19 protein-coding genes, 2 riboswitches and 2 other annotated features (1 of these 23 cut by a window edge) are annotated in these 22940 nt (G+C 39.5%); of the genes, 11 read left to right on the forward strand and 8 right to left on the reverse strand.

Going from position 1 to position 22940, the window contains the following annotated elements:
- Positions 1-148, reverse strand: a binding site (T-box leader); it reaches 80 nt to the left of the window's first position.
- A 28-nt stretch (positions 149-176) separates the two neighbouring features.
- Positions 177-426 (reverse strand) — a binding site (T-box leader).
- A gap of 310 nt (positions 427-736) precedes the next feature.
- A complete protein-coding gene (locus tag JOE23_RS05620) occupies positions 737-1285 on the reverse strand; it encodes a 3-dehydroquinate synthase II domain-containing protein (protein ID WP_204436393.1) in 549 nt (182 codons plus the stop codon).
- Between the two features lie 349 nt (positions 1286-1634).
- On the opposite strand from JOE23_RS05620, the gene JOE23_RS18055 reads away from it, so the two are divergent.
- Entirely contained in the window at positions 1635-1766 is a 132-nt protein-coding gene (locus JOE23_RS18055; protein WP_275581454.1) for a hypothetical protein, read from the forward strand.
- 165 nt (positions 1767-1931) lie between these two features.
- On the opposite strand, the gene JOE23_RS05625 is transcribed toward JOE23_RS18055, so the two are convergent.
- Positions 1932-2705 carry a 3D domain-containing protein gene (locus JOE23_RS05625; protein ID WP_204436396.1) on the reverse strand — a complete coding sequence of 258 codons (774 nt, stop codon included), beginning with the start codon at positions 2703-2705 and terminating at the stop codon, positions 1932-1934.
- 261 nt (positions 2706-2966) lie between these two features.
- Here JOE23_RS05625 and JOE23_RS05630 point away from each other — a divergent pair, with 261 nt between their 5' ends.
- Positions 2967-3695: a MurR/RpiR family transcriptional regulator gene (locus tag JOE23_RS05630; RefSeq protein WP_204436852.1), complete on the forward strand. Its 729-nt coding sequence runs from the start codon at positions 2967-2969 to the stop codon at positions 3693-3695.
- 140 nt (positions 3696-3835) lie between these two features.
- On the opposite strand, the gene JOE23_RS05635 is transcribed toward JOE23_RS05630, so the two are convergent.
- The gene (locus JOE23_RS05635; RefSeq protein WP_204436397.1) at positions 3836-4393 is read right to left on the reverse strand and encodes a nitroreductase family protein; all 558 of its coding nucleotides are present in this window, start codon (positions 4391-4393) and stop codon (positions 3836-3838) included.
- 181 nt (positions 4394-4574) lie between these two features.
- Here JOE23_RS05635 and JOE23_RS05640 point away from each other — a divergent pair, with 181 nt between their 5' ends.
- The 4 genes from JOE23_RS05640 to JOE23_RS05655 are packed head-to-tail and all read left to right on the forward strand — an operon-like array spanning position 4575 to position 9308.
- Complete coding sequence (locus JOE23_RS05640; RefSeq protein WP_204436398.1) at positions 4575-5747, forward strand: galactokinase; 1173 nt, start codon at positions 4575-4577, stop codon at positions 5745-5747.
- Positions 5748-5760: 13 nt separating this feature from the next.
- Positions 5761-6762 carry a UDP-glucose 4-epimerase GalE gene (gene galE / locus JOE23_RS05645; protein ID WP_204436400.1) on the forward strand — a complete coding sequence of 334 codons (1002 nt, stop codon included), beginning with the start codon at positions 5761-5763 and terminating at the stop codon, positions 6760-6762.
- The gene (gene galT / locus JOE23_RS05650) at positions 6755-8242 is read left to right on the forward strand and encodes a UDP-glucose--hexose-1-phosphate uridylyltransferase (RefSeq protein ID WP_204436402.1); all 1488 of its coding nucleotides are present in this window, start codon (positions 6755-6757) and stop codon (positions 8240-8242) included. The genes galE and galT overlap by 8 nt, the downstream gene beginning before the upstream one ends.
- 19 nt (positions 8243-8261) lie before the next feature.
- Complete coding sequence (locus tag JOE23_RS05655) at positions 8262-9308, forward strand: aldose epimerase family protein (protein ID WP_204436404.1); 1047 nt, start codon at positions 8262-8264, stop codon at positions 9306-9308.
- Between the two features lie 423 nt (positions 9309-9731).
- Here the strand turns inward: JOE23_RS05655 and JOE23_RS05660 are convergent, their stop codons facing one another.
- Positions 9732-10934 carry an ROK family transcriptional regulator gene (locus JOE23_RS05660; protein ID WP_204436406.1) on the reverse strand — a complete coding sequence of 401 codons (1203 nt, stop codon included), beginning with the start codon at positions 10932-10934 and terminating at the stop codon, positions 9732-9734.
- Positions 10935-11166: 232 nt separating this feature from the next.
- Entirely contained in the window at positions 11167-12936 is a 1770-nt protein-coding gene (locus tag JOE23_RS05665; protein WP_204436408.1) for an oleate hydratase, read from the reverse strand.
- Positions 12937-13124: 188 nt separating this feature from the next.
- Here JOE23_RS05665 and JOE23_RS05670 point away from each other — a divergent pair, with 188 nt between their 5' ends.
- Positions 13125-13670 (forward strand): TetR-like C-terminal domain-containing protein, encoded by a 546-nt coding sequence (locus JOE23_RS05670; RefSeq protein WP_239585302.1) that lies wholly within the window; start codon positions 13125-13127, stop codon positions 13668-13670.
- 550 nt (positions 13671-14220) lie between these two features.
- On the opposite strand, the gene ade is transcribed toward JOE23_RS05670, so the two are convergent.
- The 3 genes from ade to JOE23_RS05685 all read right to left on the reverse strand — a co-directional run bounded on the left by ade (position 14221) and on the right by JOE23_RS05685 (position 18356).
- Complete coding sequence (gene ade / locus JOE23_RS05675; RefSeq protein WP_204436412.1) at positions 14221-16005, reverse strand: adenine deaminase; 1785 nt, start codon at positions 16003-16005, stop codon at positions 14221-14223.
- A 119-nt stretch (positions 16006-16124) separates the two neighbouring features.
- A riboswitch (purine riboswitch) is annotated at positions 16125-16225 on the reverse strand.
- A 133-nt stretch (positions 16226-16358) separates the two neighbouring features.
- Positions 16359-17213 carry an HAD family hydrolase gene (locus JOE23_RS05680; protein WP_204436414.1) on the reverse strand — a complete coding sequence of 285 codons (855 nt, stop codon included), beginning with the start codon at positions 17211-17213 and terminating at the stop codon, positions 16359-16361.
- Positions 17214-17393: 180 nt separating this feature from the next.
- On the reverse strand, positions 17394-18356 hold the full coding sequence (locus tag JOE23_RS05685) for a ring-cleaving dioxygenase (RefSeq protein ID WP_204436416.1): 963 nt from the start codon (positions 18354-18356) through the stop codon (positions 17394-17396).
- 131 nt (positions 18357-18487) lie between these two features.
- Positions 18488-18603, forward strand: a riboswitch (TPP riboswitch).
- A gap of 71 nt (positions 18604-18674) precedes the next feature.
- On the opposite strand from JOE23_RS05685, the gene thiW reads away from it, so the two are divergent.
- The 4 genes from thiW (at position 18675) to nagB (ending at position 22799) form a co-directional block, all read left to right on the forward strand.
- Positions 18675-19166: an energy coupling factor transporter S component ThiW gene (gene thiW / locus JOE23_RS05690; RefSeq protein WP_204436419.1), complete on the forward strand. Its 492-nt coding sequence runs from the start codon at positions 18675-18677 to the stop codon at positions 19164-19166.
- 897 nt (positions 19167-20063) lie between these two features.
- Positions 20064-20903, forward strand: coding sequence for a MurR/RpiR family transcriptional regulator (locus JOE23_RS05695; protein ID WP_204436420.1), 840 nt, complete (start codon positions 20064-20066; stop codon positions 20901-20903).
- An 11-nt stretch (positions 20904-20914) separates the two neighbouring features.
- On the forward strand, positions 20915-22066 hold the full coding sequence (nagA, locus tag JOE23_RS05700; protein WP_204436427.1) for an N-acetylglucosamine-6-phosphate deacetylase: 1152 nt from the start codon (positions 20915-20917) through the stop codon (positions 22064-22066).
- Positions 22067-22070: 4 nt separating this feature from the next.
- Positions 22071-22799 (forward strand): glucosamine-6-phosphate deaminase, encoded by a 729-nt coding sequence (nagB, locus tag JOE23_RS05705; RefSeq protein WP_204436429.1) that lies wholly within the window; start codon positions 22071-22073, stop codon positions 22797-22799.
- Positions 22800-22940: the final 141 nt, after the last annotated feature.

Genomic DNA, 22940 nt, shown 5'->3' on the forward strand with positions numbered 1-22940 from the left:
ACGGGGATCAACCGTTTCTTCTTACTCGTTTCCTTTCAGAAAAACTCTCGCAAGGCCATTCGGCTTAACAAGCATACTGGATTCACAGCCCCACCAGCTCTCTGTCATGACTTGGTTAAGCGTACTATTCTTGCATCATTGATTTTTTTGTATATACAAAAAGGGTTCCCTGATCCAGTAAGGACGAGGAAACCCGTGGTGCCACCTTGGTTAGCAATTTATTGCTCACTTGACGATCAATCATTTAGATGAATCGTTGTTTCTTGATAACGGTGAAACAAATCCCGTCAAAGCCTACTAAGCTAAATGCCGTTCAGTTTGAATGCTCAGAAGTCCATTCACTTAACACTCCACACTAGTTCGCACCAACCACTAGCTCTCTTTTCGTAAAGCCATTAAGCTACTCCTCTTCGTCAACACAAAACGTTATGAGTTGGTTACTATCATATTATGTTCAAGTAAAGAAGTCAACCTAAAAGAATAAGAATTTTTAGAAAATATCAATATCCTAAAGTAACCACTACTTTAAGTTGCTCTAAAAATAAAACGAAACTTCAATCCGTGAGCGGAGGGCTACAGGATGTAGGTCATGCAGATGTTGCCACAGGACGTGGCGGTCTTAGTCTGTAATCCTTCTTAAAGATGTGGTGGTTTTAGTCTACGATCTTACTCACCCATTGATTGTTAACTGAGTGAATCAGGACATTAGCGGCCGTTAAATAGGGTCTGTATAAACTCAAAGCTCGGTAATTTCTTCTTCAATCTTCTCACCTAAATGACGACCTGGTTGATCCGGATAGCAAAGGAGTTCATCACCGACAACTAATTCAATAGCTGGTTTAGCAGTTTGATCACCTGCTAGCAGATGCACACTATCTGCTTCTTGAACCGTTACCGATATTTGCTTATTTGTATCCTTTACTTGACAAACAATTCGAATAAATGGGCGACGCTCTAGCTTCACCCGCCCAACAGAAAGCAGCCGCGTCTTCGTACGATTCCATAACGGCACTTGCATACCTGGTTTGATTTCCGCTAAATATTGGGTTTTATCTTCACCTAATGAAATATAATGGTGATAGGCGCCAGCATTCACACGAAAGGGACGAGGAGGATAAGTTTCTGTCGAGCGATTTTCAGATAACGCCACTAAATAACCATTACCTGTGTTGCCAATTAAGACCCCTTCTAACGGATCAAGTTCATCGATTAAGTCTAAACACACACGCGTCCCTTCACCAATCGAGGCTATTTCAATAACTTTAGCTATTTCAAACGGTTCCATCATCAGCTTCCTTTCCAGCGATTCATCTCCAACAAAATATATATTTATCGGCGTGAACATTGTTGCCCTTTGGATTTAATCATTTAATTGATTTATGCATTTTCAAAAATTTTGCTATAAGGATTAATTAAGACTTTTCTATTTAGTTATTATCATATACAATATAAAACGAAACTTCAATTAGTGAGTGGCTTTGTTTTTCGCCCACTAATTGGTCGTTGAGTAAATCAGAATAGCATCCGTTATCGCCCAGCTAAATAGATCGATCTCTGCTCTGTATTTAGTGGCTGGCGGTTTACGGCGGTTATCTGTGATAATTTGACTTTACAATATATAGGAGGCAAGACCGATGCGTAAGGGTTTGATTATTTTGTTTCTACTGTTAGTGGTCACTTTTGGTATCATTGGATTACGGCAAGATGGACCGAATCACGATGTAAAGATTAAAGATGAAGGCGTCGCAACTATTGTAGACTTCTAGTTTAATGAAGGATTTATCTCTACAAACAAATTTAAGTATAATAGAAACCCTATTTCACATAGATAGCTTATTATTTAAGATGCAAAAAGGCACCTATAGATGAAGCACTTTACTCAAGTGTCTTCGCTATAGGTGCCAGTTTAGTTTAACCAACTTGCTTTCTTTCTACTCTAAAATAGTGACATCTACTTCACGCACACCCCAAGATAGGGCTTCTTCACGTGTAGGAACGTGAATATCAATTTTGTTACCTTGAATCGCACCACCCGTATCGCCTGCTACTGCTTCACCATATCCTTCTACATGGACACGTGTGCCTAGCGGAATAACAGATGGATCAACAGCAATCACTTTCTTATTGCGATCTTCATTTAAATTTAAACCTGTTGCAGTAATGCCTGTACAACCGTCGCATTCCGCTGTATAAGCAGTTGCTGTCATACTTATTGTCTTCTGCTCGGACGATTCTTCAGTCTGTGATTGATTGTCATCCGACTCAGAAGCTGCAACTTCTTCGGTCTCTTCTGGTGCTGACGCTGGTTGTGCGGGTGTTTCTTCAACCACTTGATCAACTGCTTCAGCATTTGGATAAATAACGAGCTCTTGACCAACAATAATGAGATCCGAGTTTAAGTCGTTCCAATTCATTAGATCAAGAACGGTCACCTCATACTCACCTGCTAGGTCATATAATGTATCTCCTCGTTCTACTTGATGATATATTTCTTCTTCCTCAATTTGAAGAACTTGTCCTGGGTGAATGATATCTGAATCAAGTTCATTTAATGTGCGTAACGTATCAATTGAGGTGTCATGAACGCTAGCGATTTTCCATAAACTATCACCTGATTCTACCTCATATTCTTGCGCATGAAGTGATGCCGAAATAGCAGTTGATACTACTGTCACTGTTAATAGTGACAAAACCATCTTCTTCATTTCATTGCCTCCTTTTCGTTAAGCAACTTCCATCATAGTACAAAGTATTGCTTAGCAGGTTACAGGCTAATTAAAGATTAATAAAAAATAGCGCTGTAACTGTTACATTTGTCATTCTGGGGCAATGTTTAAGGATTTTATACATCTTTTTGTTATTTTTTTACCGTTTTTTCTTATTTCCCTACTAGAAGTTGCGAGATTTAAATAAGAAAGACTATAATAATACTAAGAAATGAAGAGCAAGTGGAAGGACGGATTATGTTGTTTACTAGCAAACAAATCGCTACTTTTTCTGATTTAGAACATAGTTTATATAGTTACATTATTAAAAATATAGATAAAGTCATTTACATGCGGATCCGAGATCTAGCAAACGTCACACATGTATCGACAACAACGATTCTCCGATTTTGCAAAAAATTAGATTGTGACGGGTTTTCAGAATTTAAAGTCAAGCTGAAGATGTATCAAGAAGGCCAAGAGGAGAGAAACGACATCTTAACTGGTGAGAAGAGTTTAACTGAATTTTTAGAACGGACATTGACACAAGATTTCCAAAGTAAAATTAATGATATTGCTAAAGTGATTGCCAAAGCACAACGTGTCGTTTTCATTGGTATCGGCAGTTCAGGGATCTTAGCAGAATACGGTTCACGCTATTTCTCAGGTTTAAAGAAGTTTGCCTTCTATATTAAAGATCCGTTCCTCCCTATTCATGAACAATATATAGAGGATAGTGTCACGATTGTCCTTTCCGTATCCGGTGAGACCAGTACGACACTCGCACAAGTTAACCAATTTAAGCAAGAAGGGAGTGTTATTGTTAGTATCACTAACAATGCCGATAGTGCCCTTGCTAAACTATCTGATTATAATCTAGCGTATTATGTCAGTACCGAATTTGTTGGCAATACCAACTTAACGACACAAATCCCCGTTGTTTATTTACTAGAACGACTGGCAAAGGCAACTTATCAAGAGATGTCATAGGGATTAGGTAATCTTATTTTATTCATTAAACGCGTTTGACACATTTAAGCATTAAATTTTTTTGGAAAGCATTTAAAAACATCAACTATTTATATAAGTTAAAAACACCATCGTCAATGACGATGGTGCTTCTAATCTATTTAATTTAATTCTGTTATTCGCTCTGTTAAATCAATTCTCGGTCTTGCTTTAGGTACTTTCTGTGGATAACCGAGCTGGAGCATACCGACAAACTTTTCTCCTTGCTTCACACCAATCAACTCGCGAAAATGAACATCATCTGTTAACGGTCCAGTTTTCCAAATCATCCCGATACCTTTCTCCCAACAAAGTAAGCTGAGGTTATGAATAATTAAGCTCGTTGAAGCATAGTCTTCTTGCCTAACCTTAAGTAGATGACTTTCTTCCATGATCACCATTAAAAATACAGGTACGTGTTCAAAAGTTTCATAGGCCTTCTGATAAGCAGTTGCCTTCTCTTCTCCGGCTTTCCCCTTACTCATATATGAACCGGCGAGGTCAGCAAGCTTTTGCTTCGTATCACCAGTAATAAAAACAAAACGCCACGGCTGTGTCATTTTATGGTTTGGCACCCAAGCCGCTGTCTTAAGTAGTTGCTTTATTTCTTCTAGATCGACAGGTCTCTGGTCAAAACGCGAGATCGATCTTCTTTCTTTGATGAGTTGTTCAATCTGCAATTATCTCACCCCTTCTCCCCTTTGATGAAACTAGTATAGCATATTTTAGTTGAGCTCGCAGTTATGTTAGCTTGCTCAACCACTGATTTTTTAAATAGTGATTGCTTCTTCCGTATGATCATGTTAAGATGAAAATATATTAATAAATTAATTTAATTAAGTAGATTGGAAGGTGGTATTTTTGGATACTCAGCAGCTTGTGAGAACATTTAACACCCTTTTTCAACCGGAACACGATGTTCGGACTTTTTTTGCACCTGGACGGATTAATTTAATCGGTGAACATACAGATTATAATGGCGGCTATGTGTTCCCTGCATCGATTTCATTTGGTACTTATGCGGTAGCCGCTCCACGGGATGATCGGAAAGTTCGTCTTTATTCCATCAATTTTGAGGACTTAGGTATAATTACGGTTGATTTAGATGATTTAAGCTATAACAAAGCGGATAACTGGGCGAATTACCCTAAAGGAATGATTCAAGCTTTTATTGATGAAGGGTTCGCGATCGAACATGGTTTTGATATTTTATTTTATGGCAATATCCCCAATGGTGCTGGGTTATCTTCATCGGCATCAATTGAATTAGTAACGGGGGTTGTGTTAGCCTCCTTATACCATTTAGAGATTGATCGCATCCGTATGGTTCAGCTAGGTCAACAAGTAGAGAATAAATATATTGGCGTCAATAGCGGTATTATGGATCAATTTGCAATCGGGATGGGCAAGAAAGATCATGCGATTCTATTAGACTGTCATACATTAGACTATCAATACGCACCCGTAGAGCTTGGTGACTATGTGATTGCGATCATTAATACCAATAAACGCCGTGAATTAGCAGATTCTAAGTATAATGAACGTCGTAGCGAATGTGACAGCGCATTGCGTGACCTTCAGACCCAATTGCCCATCGAAAGCTTAGGTGAAATGAGCATTGCGATGTTTGAAGAATACAAAGGGCTAATTAAAGATGACATCCATGTTAAGCGTGCTAAGCACGCTGTTTACGAAAATCAACGTACAAAAGATGCTTTAGCCCGCTTAAAAGAAGGTGATCTTGTGCGCTTTGGTGCATTACTGAACCAATCCCACCTGTCATTACAACATGATTATCAAGTGACTGGCATTGAGCTTGACACATTGGCTGAGGCGTCATGGGCACAACCTGGCGTGTTGGGCGCTCGAATGACTGGTGCAGGATTTGGTGGTTGTGCGATCGCTTTAGTAGAAAAAGATAAACTGCCTACCTTTAAAGAAAATGTTACAAGAATCTATACCGATAAAATTGGCTATGCACCGACTTTTTATGAAGCAACAATCGGTGATGGCGCAAAAGAGCTTAACGAATAAGGAGGATATTTGCATGCGTGTATTAATTTTAGGTGGAGCTGGCTACATCGGTTCACATGCTGTCTATCAATTAATTGAACAAAAACATGAAGTGATCGTGATTGATAATCTTTCCACTGGTCATCGAGATGCCATTCATCCAGCAGCAACTTTTTATCCAGGAGATATCCGTGATCTTGTCTTTTTACGTGAAGTATTCGGAAATGAACAGATTGATGCCGTTATCCATTTTGCAGCGAATTCTTTAGTAGGCGAATCGATGGAGAATCCTTTAAAATACTTTGATAATAATGTTTATGGTACACAAGTATTACTGCAAGCAATGGAGGAATTCGGTGTGAAAAATATTGTTTTCTCTTCAACAGCAGCAACCTATGGCGAGCCAGAAGTGGTGCCCATTACTGAAGATATGCCTACTGTCCCTACTAACACATACGGTGAAACTAAGTTAACCATGGAAAAAATGATGCGTTGGTGTGAGAAAGCATATGGGATTCGGTTCGTTTCATTACGTTATTTTAACGTTGCCGGGGCAAGGGCAGATGCTAAGATTGGTGAAGACCATGATCCTGAAACACATCTGATCCCCATCGTTCTGCAAGTGGCGCTAGACCAACGTGAGTTTATTACTATCTATGGTGATGATTATCCAACCGAAGACGGGACGTGTATTCGTGATTATATTCACGTAGAAGACTTAATTGATGCGCATATACGGGCCGTTAAGTATTTATTAGATGGTGGTGATAGTCATATCTTTAATCTGGGAAGCTCCCAAGGCTTCTCTGTTAAGGAGATTGTCGCAGCCGCTCGTCATGTGACAGGCCACCCTATACCCGAAAAGATCGGCAAACGACGCGCAGGTGACCCTAGTAAATTAATTGCCTCATCAGCTCGAGCCAAAGCCATCTTAGGCTGGCAACCTAGTCGAACAGAAATTAAGCGTATTCTGACTGATGCATGGCGGTGGCATCAACAACACCCACACGGCTATAAGGAGGGATCGTATGATTGAACAGACCATCGAACAGTTAATCATAAAAGTGATCGAAGCCGGCTTGATTGATGCGCGTGATCGTATCTATTGTCGCAATCAAATCTTAGGCTTACTTGAACGGGATACATTTTCAAGTACGGACATAGCTGACAGTGATCGATCAATACCTCAGTTGCTTCAGCTATTAATTGATGATGCCGTGGCGCGTCATGTTATCGGTCCTGCCCTAGATGAACGTGAACGACTTGATGCCGAGTTAATGAACGTTTTTTTATCTAAGCCATCTGAGATTAATCAAATATTTCATCGGCATTATGCTGAACACCCTAAACATGCAACTAATTTTTTCTATCACTTGAGCCAAGTTAGCAATTATATTCAAACCGAACGCATTGCAAAAAACATACATTACAAAGCAAGTACAGATTATGGTAAAGTAGATATAACCATTAATTTGTCAAAGCCTGAAAAAGATCCTGAGCAAATCAAACGCGAGCGCCAAGTTAAGCAAGATGTCCAGTATCCCCAATGTTTACTATGTATTGAAAATGAAGGGTATGTGGGTAGGACTGGACATCCAGCTCGGTCAAACCATCGCGTGATCGATCTTAATTTAGCTGGAGAAGATTGGCATTTTCAATTCTCGCCATATGTTTATTACAATGAACACAGTATCGTTTTTTCTAAAGAGCATCGACCAATGGTCATATCTAAAAATACGTTTAAGCGGTTATTAGCTTTTGTTGAGCAATTTCCACATTATTTTATTGGTTCCAATGCCGACTTACCGATTGTTGGTGGTAGCATTCTTAGTCATGACCACTATCAAGCTGGGCAATATACGTTTGGAATGACTGAAGCAGATGATGCTTTTACGTTTACACTAAATCGTTATCCTGATATCACAGCCAGTGTCCTTCATTGGCCGATGTCTGTTATTCGCTTACGGCATTCGAGTCAAGAGCGACTTACTGACGCGGCTGACCAGATCTTAACCGCCTGGCGTCAGTATAGCGATCATGAAGCTGATCTTTTAGCTTTCACCGAAGAGACACCACACAACACGATTACGCCAATTGCTCGGTTTAGAGGTCAACAATATGAACTCGATTTAGTGCTACGTAATAACCGTACAACAGACACACACCCAGATGGACTGTTTCATCCTCATCAAGATGTCCATCATATTAAGAAAGAAAATATCGGCTTAATCGAGGTCATGGGTTTAGCGGTCTTACCACCAAGATTGAAAAACGAGCTTGATCAAATAAAGAAATATTTAACCAATCAATCCAGCGAAATCGAAGCTTATCATCAAGAATGGGCCGAACAAATGAAACAGAACACCCCGAATTTAACCGTTGACAATGTTGAGCACGTTGTCGAACAGGCGCTAGCGAAGAAATTTATTAAAGTGTTACAGGATGCAGGTGTGTTTAAATTAAACACAGAAGGGAAAGCAGCTTTTAAACGGTTTCTTTCAACATTAAATAGTTAAGTAAAGAGGAGGAATGATTATGCAAGTTAAACAAATCCCTTTAACGATTGAAGGGCAATCATGGACGGAATACACATTAGAAAATGATCACGGTATGAGTGTTAGCTTCTTAGATTTCGGTGGTATTATTACCTCTATAAATGTTCCAGATCGAAATCAGCAAATTGAGAACGTTGTCATTGGTTTTCGCAACTATGAAGATTACTTAAATAACAGTAATTATTTCGGTGCGCTCATCGGACGTGTAGCAGGACGTATTGAGAATGCTCGCTTCACATTAAATGACAAAACGTATACGTTACCAGCAAATGAAAATTCGCATCATTTACACGGTGGTCCAATTGGGCTCCACGCTGTTATATGGCAAGTCGAGTTAATCGAAACAGCCACACATGTAGGTGCTATCCTCTACCATACAAGCCTTGATGGTGAAGCAGGCTACCCGGGTACGATTAAATATAAAATATCGTATACGTTAACAAATGACAACGCACTCACGATCGATTACGAAGCATTCTCTGATCAAGATACGGTGTTAACCTTAACTAACCACTCGTATTTCAATTTATCGGGAGATTTAAAAGATACCATCCTTGGTCATCACGTTAAAATGGATGCAAGCCAATTTGTAGAGTTAGATGAAGAACTGATACCTACTGGAAGAATTTTGCCTGTCGCAAATACGGTATTTGATTTCACAACAGGACGTCCGCTTGCAGATGGTGTCGATTCTGGTGATCCACAAACCATTTATGCTAAAAATGGTTATGACCATTTCTTTATTTTTGATCAACAAAAAGAAGAGAAGATTATCGTGACAGAACCTCACAGTGGCCGAGTCCTAACCGTTACCACTGACCAACCAGGTGTTGTTATGTACACCTCAAATGGATTAGATGATACGTTAACATTAAAAGAAAGAAACAGCGCGAAGCACTTAGGGGTTTGTTTAGAAACACAAAGCTCCCCTGCATCACTTGAGCATGCAGGCTTTCCAAGCATATATCTTAAAGCATCAGAACTTTATCACAAAACAACAACCTTTACCTTTACAACACAGAGCTAACCAATGATCGTTATGTGCCTTTACTGAAAATAGTCATTCAACCTTGATAGCGCTCAATAGACTCTGACTTTACTTCTGCATGGATGCGCCCGCAACACGTTTAGCACGTTATGTCGTTCCGAAAAGCAAGGGATTCGCTTTTCGCGGGCTCATCCTATTCATGCAGAAGTTTCACCCCTTGCTTATCTCCAATTAGACTGTGGTTTCTACTGAATGCGATTTCTCCATTTTTCGTGCGATCGCAACTCGCTTTCATGCGAAATTCTTACTTTTCGTCCGATCAAGGTTTATAATCAATCGAAAATCTATATTCAAACGGAACGTTTATATTTAATATGAGATCTACCCTTATGCTATCCCTGGAAATTCAGATGCGAAAGTTGAGCATATAAGAACAAAGCGACGGCAAAGTAAAAGTGGACCTCATATCGAAATTTCACCATTTTTCGCAAACAACTCCACTAATATCAGTGCAACAGCTCCTAATGCTGTGGCATGATCACCTAAATCGGATAAACAAATCGCTGTTGACTTAGCTGAAGCTGTTAATGCACGCTCTTTCACCGTCGCTTTAATGGCTGGTAATAAATATTTACCTGCCTTAGCGACACCACCATTCAAAATGATTTGACTTGGATTTAACGTATGAATCAAATTCGTTAATCCGATTCCGATATATTTACCGGTTTCGGTTAAAATCATTTCGGCAAACTGATCTCCTGATTCTGCCGCTTTGTATACGTCATATGCTGTTAAATGATCACCTTCAGTTAAAGAAGTGGTAACCCCCTCTTTCATTAGCTGGTTTGTTCGCTCAGCTATAGCAGGACCAGAAATAATCGTTTGCAAACACCCGCGATTACCACACGAACAAACCTCACCATTTAAATCGATCGTCATATGACCAATTTCGCCGGCTATATGTGACTCCCCACGATATAACTCACCATCAATAGCAACACCAGCCCCTACACCTGTTCCAATGTTAACAGCGACAAGTCGGTCACTGCCTTTCCCTTGACCGAACCACGTCTCTGCTAATGCTAGGGCGCGAGCATCATTTTCAACGCTAACCAAATAAGTGAAGTGATTGGATAATGTCTCTTTAATTGGCATGTTATATAAGTCTAAGTTAGGTGCATAAAGCGATTCACCGGCTTCAGCATCGACTACGCCATGCATCGCTACCCCAATGCCGATCACATCATTAGCTCGTTCTGAGTTGAGTTTAAGGATTTCTTCTGTACCTTCAATTAACTTGTCGAGAAACTGTGCTTCTGTAATCGGTAATGGTAACTGATATTGTAGATTAGATATAATGTCACCAGCTAAATTGGTTAATACAATATCTATTTTAGTTGGACCTGCATCAATGCCAATCATATAGTACGCTTGATGATCAATCACAAGCATCGTTGGCTTCCGTCCACCTTTTGACATGCCTTGTGTACTTTCTTTAACAATCTTTTGATCGATTAACTCTTTAACAAGTGACCCCACTGTCGGAGGGGTTAATTTTGTTTCTTTCGCTATTTGCGCTCGAGATATGGGTCCATCATTTAAAATTTTCGTTAAAATAATTGATTTATTTAATGACTTCATCGCTTGAAAACTACCACGTTGCATCTACTTAACCTCCGTTAACTCAATACTATCCTGACCTTTATTTTATCACTTTAGTTAATTTAATTAAAGAAGTTGATAGAAATACATCGTCGATATTCACAGCAAAAAAGAACAAATTTGAGTAACTGGTCATTTCACGCTTAATAATGATAAAAAAATAGATGATTACTTAAAAAAAGTTGAAACGCTTTTACCTCGCGTTTCAACTTTTCCAACGGTAACGACACAGCATTTACAGGAGTTGATATTCTTTTAATAACCGTATTACCTCGGTATCAGACATACGGTTAAGCCCTTTATTGATGATTTGTTTTGTTTCATCCGGTAATGCTAAATCAGTAAGTTTTTGCCCATCGAGCATTTTAGCTGTTGAATCAAGTAAAACACGTATATCATAAGCAGAGGCAAAAACTTCTGGCACCCCTCTATCAATATTAAGTAAAGTGTAGACAGCCTCCATTGCTGTTCTTACAGAGTACTCAGTCGTAAAGACGGTATCTCTTGGTGTTTCAGCAAAGTTGCCAATAAAGGCAGCGTTAACACATCCCTCGGGCACCACATTGGGGCGATCACCAGCCGATCGAGTCATGAAATAAGAAGTAACAAAAGGCATCATACAGGGTATACAATTAGCAGCATGTGTAGCCATGTCATGAATTTCAACTTCTGGAACACCTAAGTGATAAAGCCATTCCTCCGTAATTTCAATACCTGTACAATCTTTCATTGGTTTTTTGATATAGTTACCAGGAACGTCACAATATAAGCTATAAACCCAAACAACTAACTGATCAGCTGGCTGATCCTTAAAGTGGGGTTGTCTGTTAAGGGTAAAGCTCATCAGCCAATTAGAGTCTTTAATAGTGACTATCCCACCAGTGACTACTTTCCCGCTAAAGGGATCACGTTTGCAAATTTTCTCAATATAAGTTGGGATACGATCGTCTAAAGTCGTGATCGTCGCTGATTCCCAGTTGCTTTCTGCAATGTTTCCACAGAATATTTCCGGTGATCCAAAGGCAGGATCTTGTTTAGCTATATTTTTCCACAGCTCCCAACTCCCCCCAAGATCATGATTAATAGCAGCTGGTGTATGATTATCACCAAGCGTAGAACTTTCCGTGTTACTTCCGTTCGTGATAAATACAAAGTCATCTTCTGTAAGTGATAGATGCTTTTCCTCGTTGTGCTGTTGATAAACGATTGTTTTAGCAACTTTTTTATTATGAGTAATGGCAAACTCTACTTGTGTCACTGTTGTATCGTATTGAAAGGTAACACCATGATTTTCTAGAAATGTTATAAGTGGTAAAGCTAAAGATTCATATTGATTATATTTGGTAAACTTAAGTGCAGAGAAATCAGGTAAACCACCGATATGATGAATAAACCGCGCAAGGTAACGGCGCATCTCCATTGCACTGTGCCATGGTTCAAATGCAAACATCGTTTGCCAGTAAAGCCAAAAATTCGACTCAAAAAAGTCTTCACTTAATACATCTGTAATTTTTAATTTTTCCAATTTATCTTCTGGAGTGAAAAAGAGTTGAATCAGTTCCATTGAAGCCGTTTGGCTCAAGGTGAACTTCCCATCAGTATGGGCGTCCTCCCCTCTGTTCACAATCGCACGTTGCAAAGAGTAATTGGGGTCTTCCTTATTAAGCCAATAAAATTCATCTAGTACAGAAGCTCCATCTATTTCTAGCGAAGGAATCGAACGGAACAAATCCCATAAACATTCAAAATGATCTTCCATTTCTCGACCCCCACGAATGATAAAGCCACGATCGTTATTATAGATACCATCAAGGCCTCCACCGCCAATATCAAGCGCTTCGAAAATATGGATGTTTTCACCTTTCATTTGACCATCACGAATGAGGAAAGCAGCGGCCGATAAAGAGGCTAAACCTGATCCAATCAGGTAAGCGCTTTTTTTATCGACATCTTTTGGTTTTTTCGGACGAGCAAATGCTTCATAATTTCCATTGCTATAATACATTAGAATAACCTCCTCGTTTTAAATTCATCTTCATTGTATTGGTTATTTTTGCATGCTAATATAGACATTAAATACTCGATGTTTAATTTTTCAACATTAATGTGAAATTGTATAAAAAATAATAATGCTTTGAAGTGTCGTGCAGTAAGAAAAAAACTTTTATGATTAAGAGGCGATTTACTGTGACCATGTATACGAAGCAAGCTTTAGCCAATGCCTTAAAAGATACGCTGAGTATAAAACCTTTAGACAAGATTACAGTTAAAGAATTAGTGCAAGTCTGTAATCTTAATCGGCAAACATTTTACTATCATTTTCAAGATATCTACGCCTTACTTGCATGGATTTATAAAACAGAAGCAATTGGGGCGATTAAGGATTGCAGTTCACACAAGACATGGAAACAAGGACTAACGATTATTCTGAATTACATGGCAGATCATAAGCGTTTGTGCATTAATACCTATCGTTCATTAGCAAGAGAGCATTTAGAGATGTCTTTAAATCAAGTGCTCTATGATTTGTTAGTGGGGGTGATCGATGAAATGACGGATTCTGAAAAATTATCTGAATCAGATAAGCAATTTATTCTTCAATTTTATAGTCACGCTTTTACCGGAATATTAATTGACTGGATTAAAGATGAGATGAACATACCAACAGAAAAAATGGTTGATTCTATTAGCCTATTAATGGACGGACAATTTGGCTACTTAATTGAAAAACTAAAATAGATTAAAAAAAGATCAGATGAAATAATACAATGCCGAAACTGACTAAATAGAACACCAAAAACCACAGGCTTATTGTTTAAGACTGTGGTCAAGTTCGTGATCTTATGGTTGTATACTATTTGACGTTGGTGAAGGGAATTCTCCATTTCATGCGTTTGTGTAATGGGGGTAGACTTTCGTTAACGTCTTTTCTATTTCTCTAATTATAGCAATGGGTTCGGTCATCCAGTGATTCGCTTTCCGCAGGCACGGCTTCAGCTAACTCATGTGCGCACCAAACGCGCACATGAGTGGATCTTCAGCTCGTGCTATTCCTGCAGGAGTCTCATTACTTCCTGACCGAACCCGTATGAATTTACGTGTAGATAGACATTTAAATTAAGTTAAGATCTATTGAATCGAAATCAGCCCAAAATGCACCTAACCAAACAAACATTCACTTATAAAATCGGCAATTATTCTCACCCACGTCATTTGACAAAGAACCGATCTTATTGCCCTTTTTTCGGGGTGAATTGTGACTCTCCGAATAAGTTCATATTTAGATTGATCAACCCTCTAAAACATTAATTAACTCAAATGTAGTCACATCAACCAAACCACGATTTGAGATGCGAATGTCTGGAATAACAGGTAGCGCAATTAATGACAATGTCATAAATGGTGCGTGGATCGAGCAGCCAAGGTGCTGCCATGCCGCTTCAAGTTGCTGAACCTGTCTGACGACGTCTTCTGCGTTACGATCTGACATTAAGCCAGCTACTGGCATAGGAACTTCTGCTAAAACGTCACCTTGATCAACTACCAACATCCCTCCACCAAGCTCAATTAACTTGTTAGCTGCGATCACCATATCGTCATCATTGGCTCCCATCACAAGCAAATTATGACTGTCGTGAGCAACCGTTGAGGCAACTGCACCACGCTTTAAACCAAAGCCATGGGCAAAGGCAACTGAAATATCACCCGATTGATGATGGCGATCAAGACAAGCCAATTTAACGACGTCTTGTGTTAAGTCTGAGTGTACTTCTCCTGTCTGATTCGCCGTTAGCTTAAATTGAGTACGCTCTGTTCGCGCACTATTTTCTATAATTTTTATTACATTCGTTGTAACGGTCTCCTTGCTTCCGCTCGTTTTAACAACAAGATCAGACTTCGTCACTGGACGTTGAACATGGACTGAATTTTTGATCTTGGCTGGATACGTATATGATGGTAAATCTATAGTGAGTTCGCCTTCGCGCGCAACCAGCTCACCATTCACAATCACCATTGAAGGTTCCATCTTTTCTAAATCGTCAAGAATGATTAAATCTGCTACTTTACGAGGCGAAACACTGCCATAATCATCAGCTAATTTGAAATAGCGAGCCGTATTTATGGTCGCAAGCTTAATAGCGGTAACAGGATCAACCCCCTCTTCTATCGCTCGCCTAACAACATGGTTAATTTGTCCTTTCTCAACTAAAGTCTGAGGGTAGATATCATCGGTCACTAAAATAATATGGTCTGTATTGACTTGATCTTCTGTTATCACCTTAATGACTTCCTTGACGTCTTGCCAAGCCGAACCTTCACGAATCATTAAATACATACCTAGACGCAGCTTTTCCAAAGCTTGTTCACGTGTCACTGTTTCGTGACAAGAATCAACACCAGATGCTAAGTACGCTTGTAACATTTGATCTGATCCTTCTGGGAAGTGACCCGTCACTGTCTGTTCTGCTTCAATCGTGGCATTGATCTCACCGATCATTTTCTGATCACGAGCGATCACGCCCGGAAAATTCATGACTTCTCCAAGACCAACCACGTTCGACCAAGTTAAACCTTCTTGAACATCCTCAACCGTAATCGTCGCACCAGCATCTTCCAAACCATCTGTTGCGGGTACACACGAAGGGAAAGTAGTGAACACATGCAAAGGTAGCTGTTGTCCCTCCTCATGCATATAGCGCACGCCTTCTCTGCCAAATACATTCGCCATCTCATGTGGGTCCATAAAGATACTCGTTGTCCCTTTGGTTAAGGCAATACGGGCAAATTCAGTTACGGTAAGCATCGTACTCTCAACATGCATATGACCGTCCATCAACCCTGGCGCAATATACTTACCATTAAGGTCAATCACCTTGGTCGCCTCACTAATCGTGTGATCGGCTTTGCCTACATATGCAATCCGTTGTTCTGAAATAGCAACATCGATCCCCTTATTTAGCTCACCTGTAATCACATTAACCAACGTCCCATTTTTTAAAGCGAGGTCAGCTGGCCGTTCTCCCAACGCTACTGCTATTAATTGTTTATTTATTTTCGGTAATTGACTAATCATTCATTAAACTCCCCTTCTCATTTCATTAACCGCATGATGGTATTGAAAAAAGCCTAGTAATAACTAGACTTTTCCAAATGTGCAACGAAAAGAAAGGAGACTAACAACATGTCAGACGCACCCTTCCTTGTCACACATGTAGTCCAATGATTTACGGTCATTCGGTAGAAACGCTTATGCCTATTCATAAGCTTATACATGTACTCCACAAGCTATGCTATTTTTTGTACCACATTTCCTCACTCAGAATCCACTTACTTGTTAAATGATCTTACACATGCGTGCACTCGCTGTGTTCGTTTTTATTATACTTGGCACTTTAAAATCTTAACTTTGTCGCTTCACACGTTTTGCTAACGCACAAAAAAACGATCATTTAAATAGTGATAAACGCCTTCTTCATCACAACTATATTCGGTGACTTCATCTGTTATCGCTTTTATTTCATCTGGAGCATTTTGCATGGCGACGGTTTGTCCGGCTAATTCAAACATTTGCAAATCATTAAAGCTGTCACCGATCGCTAAAATTTGATCTGATGTTAAATTCAACGCATCTAGGAAACTTTGAATACCCGTTGCTTTGTTTTTTTCTGCTACCATAATTTCGATATTATGCTTAGAAGACGACGATGTAGAGAAAGGGATATCTTGTTTGAGCTGTTCTAATGTTCTCCCCCACTCTACCATTTTATTCTGCTCTTTGCTAAAGCAGTAAAATTTAGAAAATGCTTCACCTTCAATACGATCGACAAATACAATGCCACCATGAATAGCTTCTTCTCGTTCAATCCATTCGTTAATACCAACGGTGTCAGGTTTGGGGCCCACAACAGCCTCAAGTAACATCGCTCGATCTTGTTGCTCTGCTTGGCAAGGTCCTGATGTAGGAAAAAGCTCATAGTATACTCGTTGCTGACGCGCCTTTTCGATGACGCGGTTAATCAGATCAACAGGCAAAGTATGCTGGAATAATTTCTTGTCCCCCAGATAACCGGTCATCCCATTTGAACTAATAACCCCATCTACCGCAAACCCTTCCGGTGTCGTCGTGTAAATCTCATCTTTCCCTCTGCCTGTTGCTATAAAAACATAGATACCTTTTGCACGCAAACGATCGATTATTTCTTTTGTGTTCTGACTAACACGGTTATAATGATCCAGAATCGTACCATCCATATCAAGAAAAATAGCTTTTGGTTCCGCCATGCAGTGATCCCCCTATTGCTTTATGTTTAAAATCTAGTATAGCACGTTTAAAAAAGTTGAACAGGGGGAATTTTCTACTTTCGTTGTCTGTCACTTTCAATTAAACACTGTCTATTGACAAAAAATCACCTATTTACAACATGTTCATCATTTATTAAGGAAAACACACTCATATGTTTCTCATTTAATCGGCGTTAACTGCGCTTCAATTGCCGAACGCTTTTCCTCTAAGAAAGGTGGCAACGCTAATGATTCGCCCAACGACTCGACCGGTTCATCTGTGGTAAAACCGGGTTCATCTGTAGCTAATTCATAAAGAATACCATTAGGTTCTCTAAAGTAAAGCGATTTAAAATAATAGCGATCAATTAAGCCAGAGTTTGGCATGCGTTCTTCTTTTATCCTTTCATACCACTGCTTAAGTTGTTGTTCATCCTTTACACGAAAAGCGACATGATGAACACTCCCTCGTCCTGGCTTTTCCTTACTTAAATCATTCCTCACTTCTAAATGCACTTCTGCACCTGTACCACCTTGTCCCGTTTGATAAACTTCAACATCTGCTTGTCCTTCCTGATAAGCGGGGTAACGACCTACATGTCTGAAACCCATCACACGAGTGAGCACACCTTCGGAAGGAGCCAGCTCAGGAATCGTCAATCGAATCGGGCCAAGCCCTGTTATACCATATTTTTGTGGAACTGGACTTTTATCCCACGGGATACCTGCTGCTACCCCTTGATTATTTTGATCGGATACAAGCATTAGCCGTTGACCTTCAGGATCTTCAAAGAAAATCACTTGACGACCCAATTGTTCAGTTAAACCTTGATATTTTACTTGATAGTGCTCAAAACGTTCAACCCAATACCTTAATGCCTCATCATCGCGCACACGTAAACCTGTAAGCGAGATACTGTTGTTACCTCGATAGGTTTGCCCTACACCGAGCATTTCAAAAAAAGTAAGATCTGTTCCGGGACGGCCCATTTCATCTGCATAAAAAAGATGATACATGTCTGGTGAATCTTGATTAACCGATTTCTTTACAAGTCGCATACCTAAAATTTCTGTATAAAAATGATAGTTCCGTTTTGCACTAGCTGTTAAAGCTGATACATGGTGAATACCTAAAAATTGCATCGTCTCTCCTCCAATATCGTGAAAATCTTATTATAGATAGTATACGCTATATTTATCTCGAATTCAAGATAAATATACAATACTCTTCTCTTCTTCTATAGCATATGGTATCCTTGATATAATTATATAGCTTTGACTACTAGGGGTGCCTATCAGTATAGGCTGAGAGAGAAGCGCGATGAGGCTTTTTAACTCTTTTGGACCTGATCTAGATTATACTAGCGTAGGGAAGTAGCTGATTTTACAACCCGTCAGGTCCTGTCTTTAGCTGATGCAGGCTTTATGAGCCTAAGCAACAATTAAAGGAGGACTCTTTTTATGAAAAAAACAAAACACATCACGGTGATGGCTGCATTTATCGCGATTGGCGTGCTTGGCGCCTCATTTCTCTGGTTTCCAACTGGGGTAGCGCGCGCTTACCCTGTTCAACATGCGATTAACGTAATTAGCGCCGTTATCCTTGGACCTCTACCTACTGTTATTATTGCATTTGGGATTGGTTTAATTCGTAATTTATTAGGATTGGGCACTTTACTTGCCTTTCCAGGCGGTATGGCAGGTGCATTGCTCGCAGGCTTTTTTTATCGATATAAACCAAAGATACGTGTGGCTGTGATTGGTGAGCTGATTGGAACCAGTATTTTAGGGTCATTATTATCGGTACCTGTTGCCCACTTATTAATGGGACAAAGCGTCGCCGTCTTTGCCTTTGTACCTGGCTTTTTTGTTAGCAGTATGACAGGTGCATTGCTGGCCAGCCTTATTTTATCACGGCTTAAACCAAGCAAATGGCAACAATATTTTCGTTAAACGTCACCCACTGCATTAAGCAGTGGTTTTTTTATAACTCAACTTTCGCATCTGAATTTTCAGGGATAGCATTCATATTAAATATAAGCGTTGCCTTTGCATATAAATTTTCGATTTTAGACGCGCAGGTGAGTTATGTTCCGCTTTCCGCGATCGCACGAAAAGTGAGAATTTCGCATGAAAACAAGTTGCGTTCGCACGAAAAGTAAGATTTTCGCATGAAAGCGAGTTGCGTTCGCACAAAAAAGTAAGAATTTCGCACGAAAGCGAGTTGCGTTCGCACGAAAAGTAAGAATTTCGCATGAAAGCGAGTTGCGTTCGCACGAAAAGTGAGAATTTCTCATGAAAGCGAGTTGCGTTCGCACGAAAAGTAAGAATTTCGCATGAAAGCGAGTTGCGTTCGCACACAAAATGGAGAAATCACATTCAGTATAAACCCTCAGTCTAAGTAGACATAAGCAAGGGTGAGACTCCTGCGAGAATAGAATGAGCCCGCGAAAAGCGAATCTATTGCTTTTCGGAGCGAAATAACGTGCTTAACGTATGCGGCACATCCATGTCAACAAGCCTATTGAACACGATCAAGGTTGAATTGACTATTTTCAGTGGGCGAAAGTTGAGTTTATACATTAAAAAAGCATAAAACGAACCTTCAATGATCCGCCCCCAAAAGTTACACTTAAACTCTAACTCTTGGGGGTTCTTGATATGGTGAAATATAGTTTTGAATTTAAAAGTATTTAAGTGGTGAAGGAAAAAGCAAACACACATCTACTAACGACAAGCGAATAAAAAGCTTCTAATAAACAAAATGACAATTAACAGTCAAAATATAATTAAAATTTGACTATAAACAGTCAAAATGATATCTTTAAGCTATTAAGAAGGAGGCACATAATGAAACAAGATGCAAATGTCTCATTAAAACCCACCATTCAATTTGAACAAAACAAACACCTTTTCACTAAATCCGAGCAAAAGATTCACCACTACATTACAACACATCAAGACCATGTTATTTATGATTCATTAACTGAACTCGCTGACCATTGCAAAGTCGCGGAGGCAACTGCTTTACGTTTTTTTCGCAAGCTTGGTTTTAGTGGTTTCCAAGCTTTTAAACTAGCCTACGCACATGAACTTACTCAAAGCAAGCCTAGCGATCAGTCAGTCGGATACACGAAACAAATTAAAGACAACATGATCAATGCAATCGAACAATCATTTCAACTGGTTGATCAAGATGAACTCAATCAAGTCATTGATTGCATTGACCAAACTGAGGATGTCGTCGTTTTTGGTATTGGTGCTTCAGGGATTGCTGCTCTTGATATGCAAAACCGATTAATGCGGATTGGCAAAAACATTTCCGTTGTGACGGATACACATGCTCAAATTATGCGAGCAACATCTGCAACTGATCAAACAGTGATTATCGCCATTAGTCTTACTGGAAGTACAAAAGAGATTATTGACAATGTCAACATAGCGAGAGAAAAAGGCGCTACTATCATTGCTTTAACAAATTATGCGAAATCTCCTTTAACTAAATTAGCACACTATATATTATTATCATCTGTTAAGGAGAACCCTATTGATAGAGGCTCGCTCGTATCTAAAATATCTCAATTATTTCTAATTGATTTAATTTGCACAGGATTAACGATAAAAAATAATGATGAGGCCAAACGCATTAAGAGAGAAATCACCGAGAATACAACAAACAAGATTTTTTAAGGAGAGGTACTATGCTTATTAAAGGTGCAAAACTATTTTTAGAAGACCGTGAATGTATCGGAAACATCTTGATAGAAGCCGGAAAAATAACAAAAATAGTTGAGAAGCTTCCAAATGATTTAGCTGAAAACACAACTATAATCGATGGCTCCGGCTTAAATCTTATTCCAGGCTTTATTGACACACATATTCACGGAGCAAACGGCGCCGATGTGATGGATGCCACAAATGATGCCCTTCAAACCATGGCAAGTTATCTCGTTAAAGAAGGAACGACGAGTTTTCTTGCTACAACCATTACGCAATCAAATCAACAAATTGAAGCAGCCCTACAAACAGCGGCACACTTTCATGGCGAACATGGCTCTGCTGAACTACTGGGTATCCACTTAGAAGGTCCATTTGTTGAAAAAGAAAAAGCTGGTGCTCAACCCACTTCATTCATTAAAGCACCTAATCTTGATTTATTTAATCATTGGCAACAACTAGCGAACGGTAAGATTCGCACCATTACAATGGCACCCGAGCTAGATCAGGACGGTACATTTATTCGAGCACTTCGACAGGAAAATGTCAATGTATCTGCAGGCCATACCAATGTAAATTTTTCTGAATTAAAAACAGCCGTGAATAAAGGGGTTAATCAGTTAACGCATTTATGCAATGCAATGAATGGTATTCATCATCGGGATATTGGTGCAGTCGGTGGTGCATTTTTACTTGATACACTGCATGCCGAAATTATAGCTGATGGCATCCATGTTTCCCCCCCAATGCTTGAGCTTATTTATCAAAATATCGGTACTAACCGCTTAATCTTAATTACCGATGCTATGCGCGCGAAAGGGCTCCCTGCTGGGGATTACGAACTGGGTGGACAACCTGTAAAAGTAACGGAAGATCGAGCTATTCTAGCAGACGGTACCTTAGCCGGAAGTATCCTCAACATGATCGATGGCGCTAAACAACTGCATCAACTACCCGATGTCACCTTAAGAGACATTGTTCAGATCGCATCTGTCAATCCTGCTAAGCAGATCCATGTATTTGACCACAAGGGCTCAATAACAGTGGGAAAAGATGCTGATTTATTACTCGTTGATGACGAATTAAATTTGAAAATGACGCTAACAAAAGGAAAAGTAGCATTTAATGAGGAGTGACAACATGAATATTATTAAAGTAGACGATTATCAAGCAATGAGTCAATGGGCTTGTCAGCATATTATTGGTAAAATTAACCAAACGAACCATCCCGTATTAGGCTTGGCTACCGGATCCACACCTGAGGGGATGTATCAGTGCTTAATTGACAGTTACCAAGCAGGGTTCGTTTCTTTTAAAGACGTAACAACCTTCAATTTAGATGAATATGTAGGATTAGCTATTGACGATCCCAATAGTTATCATTCGTTTATGCAGGATAAACTATTCAACCATATCAATATCCGTGAAGAACAGACGCATCTACCTAATGGGAATACAAAAGATCATCAACAGGAATGTAAAGATTATGAACGACTTATTCAACAAGCGAAAAGTATTGATCTACAAATATTAGGGATTGGATTAAATGGCCATATTGGCTTTAATGAGCCTGGAACACCTTTCACTAGTCGTACACACGTTGTTGAACTCGACCCATTAACACGTGAAGCGAATGCACGATTTTTTAATCAAAAACAAGATGTGCCAACACATGCCATTACGATGGGCATCGAAACCATTATGGAGAGTAAAGAAATCGTATTACTTGTCTCTGGAGCTAATAAAGCTGAGGCGGTTAAGCGTTTAGTTACAGGAGAACTGAGTGAGTCTTTTCCTGCTTCAATATTAAAACAGCACGATAATCTTACTATTGTAGTTGATCAGGCCGCAGCAGTCCATCTAAATTAACAGGCATCGATTTGCGAAATTTGTCATCCTATGTCAATTCACATCCTTTCTAGGCATGACAAATAAAACAAACCTTCAATGTAGTGAGCGCTTTTGTTCTTCGCCCGCTGATTGAAGGTTCGTTGAGTGAACCCGAATATG

Source organism: Amphibacillus cookii (genome assembly GCF_016908375.1).
In the GTDB taxonomy this organism is placed as follows: domain Bacteria; phylum Bacillota; class Bacilli; order Bacillales; family Amphibacillaceae; genus Amphibacillus_C; species Amphibacillus_C cookii.

Excerpts from the sequence above, each read along its gene's own strand:
- JOE23_RS05655 (WP_204436404.1), top strand. The coding sequence starts at position 8,262 with ATGCAAGTTAAACAAATCCCTTTAACGATTGAAGGGCAATCATGGACG.
- JOE23_RS05685 (WP_204436416.1), bottom strand. The coding sequence starts at position 18,356 with ATGCAATTTTTAGGTATTCACCATGTATCAGCTTTAACAGCTAGTGCA.
- JOE23_RS05680 (WP_204436414.1), bottom strand. The coding sequence starts at position 17,213 with ATGGCGGAACCAAAAGCTATTTTTCTTGATATGGATGGTACGATTCTG.
- thiW (WP_204436419.1), top strand. The coding sequence starts at position 18,675 with ATGAAAAAAACAAAACACATCACGGTGATGGCTGCATTTATCGCGATT.
- JOE23_RS05670 (WP_239585302.1), top strand. The coding sequence starts at position 13,125 with ATGTATACGAAGCAAGCTTTAGCCAATGCCTTAAAAGATACGCTGAGT.
- JOE23_RS05660 (WP_204436406.1), bottom strand. The coding sequence starts at position 10,934 with ATGCAACGTGGTAGTTTTCAAGCGATGAAGTCATTAAATAAATCAATT.
- ade (WP_204436412.1), bottom strand. The coding sequence starts at position 16,005 with ATGATTAGTCAATTACCGAAAATAAATAAACAATTAATAGCAGTAGCG.
- galT (WP_204436402.1), top strand. The coding sequence starts at position 6,755 with ATGATTGAACAGACCATCGAACAGTTAATCATAAAAGTGATCGAAGCC.
- JOE23_RS05620 (WP_204436393.1), bottom strand. The coding sequence starts at position 1,285 with ATGGAACCGTTTGAAATAGCTAAAGTTATTGAAATAGCCTCGATTGGT.
- JOE23_RS05625 (WP_204436396.1), bottom strand. The coding sequence starts at position 2,705 with ATGAAGAAGATGGTTTTGTCACTATTAACAGTGACAGTAGTATCAACT.
- JOE23_RS18055 (WP_275581454.1), top strand. The coding sequence starts at position 1,635 with ATGCGTAAGGGTTTGATTATTTTGTTTCTACTGTTAGTGGTCACTTTT.
- JOE23_RS05665 (WP_204436408.1), bottom strand. The coding sequence starts at position 12,936 with ATGTATTATAGCAATGGAAATTATGAAGCATTTGCTCGTCCGAAAAAA.
- nagB (WP_204436429.1), top strand. The coding sequence starts at position 22,071 with ATGAATATTATTAAAGTAGACGATTATCAAGCAATGAGTCAATGGGCT.
- nagA (WP_204436427.1), top strand. The coding sequence starts at position 20,915 with ATGCTTATTAAAGGTGCAAAACTATTTTTAGAAGACCGTGAATGTATC.
- JOE23_RS05695 (WP_204436420.1), top strand. The coding sequence starts at position 20,064 with ATGAAACAAGATGCAAATGTCTCATTAAAACCCACCATTCAATTTGAA.
- galE (WP_204436400.1), top strand. The coding sequence starts at position 5,761 with ATGCGTGTATTAATTTTAGGTGGAGCTGGCTACATCGGTTCACATGCT.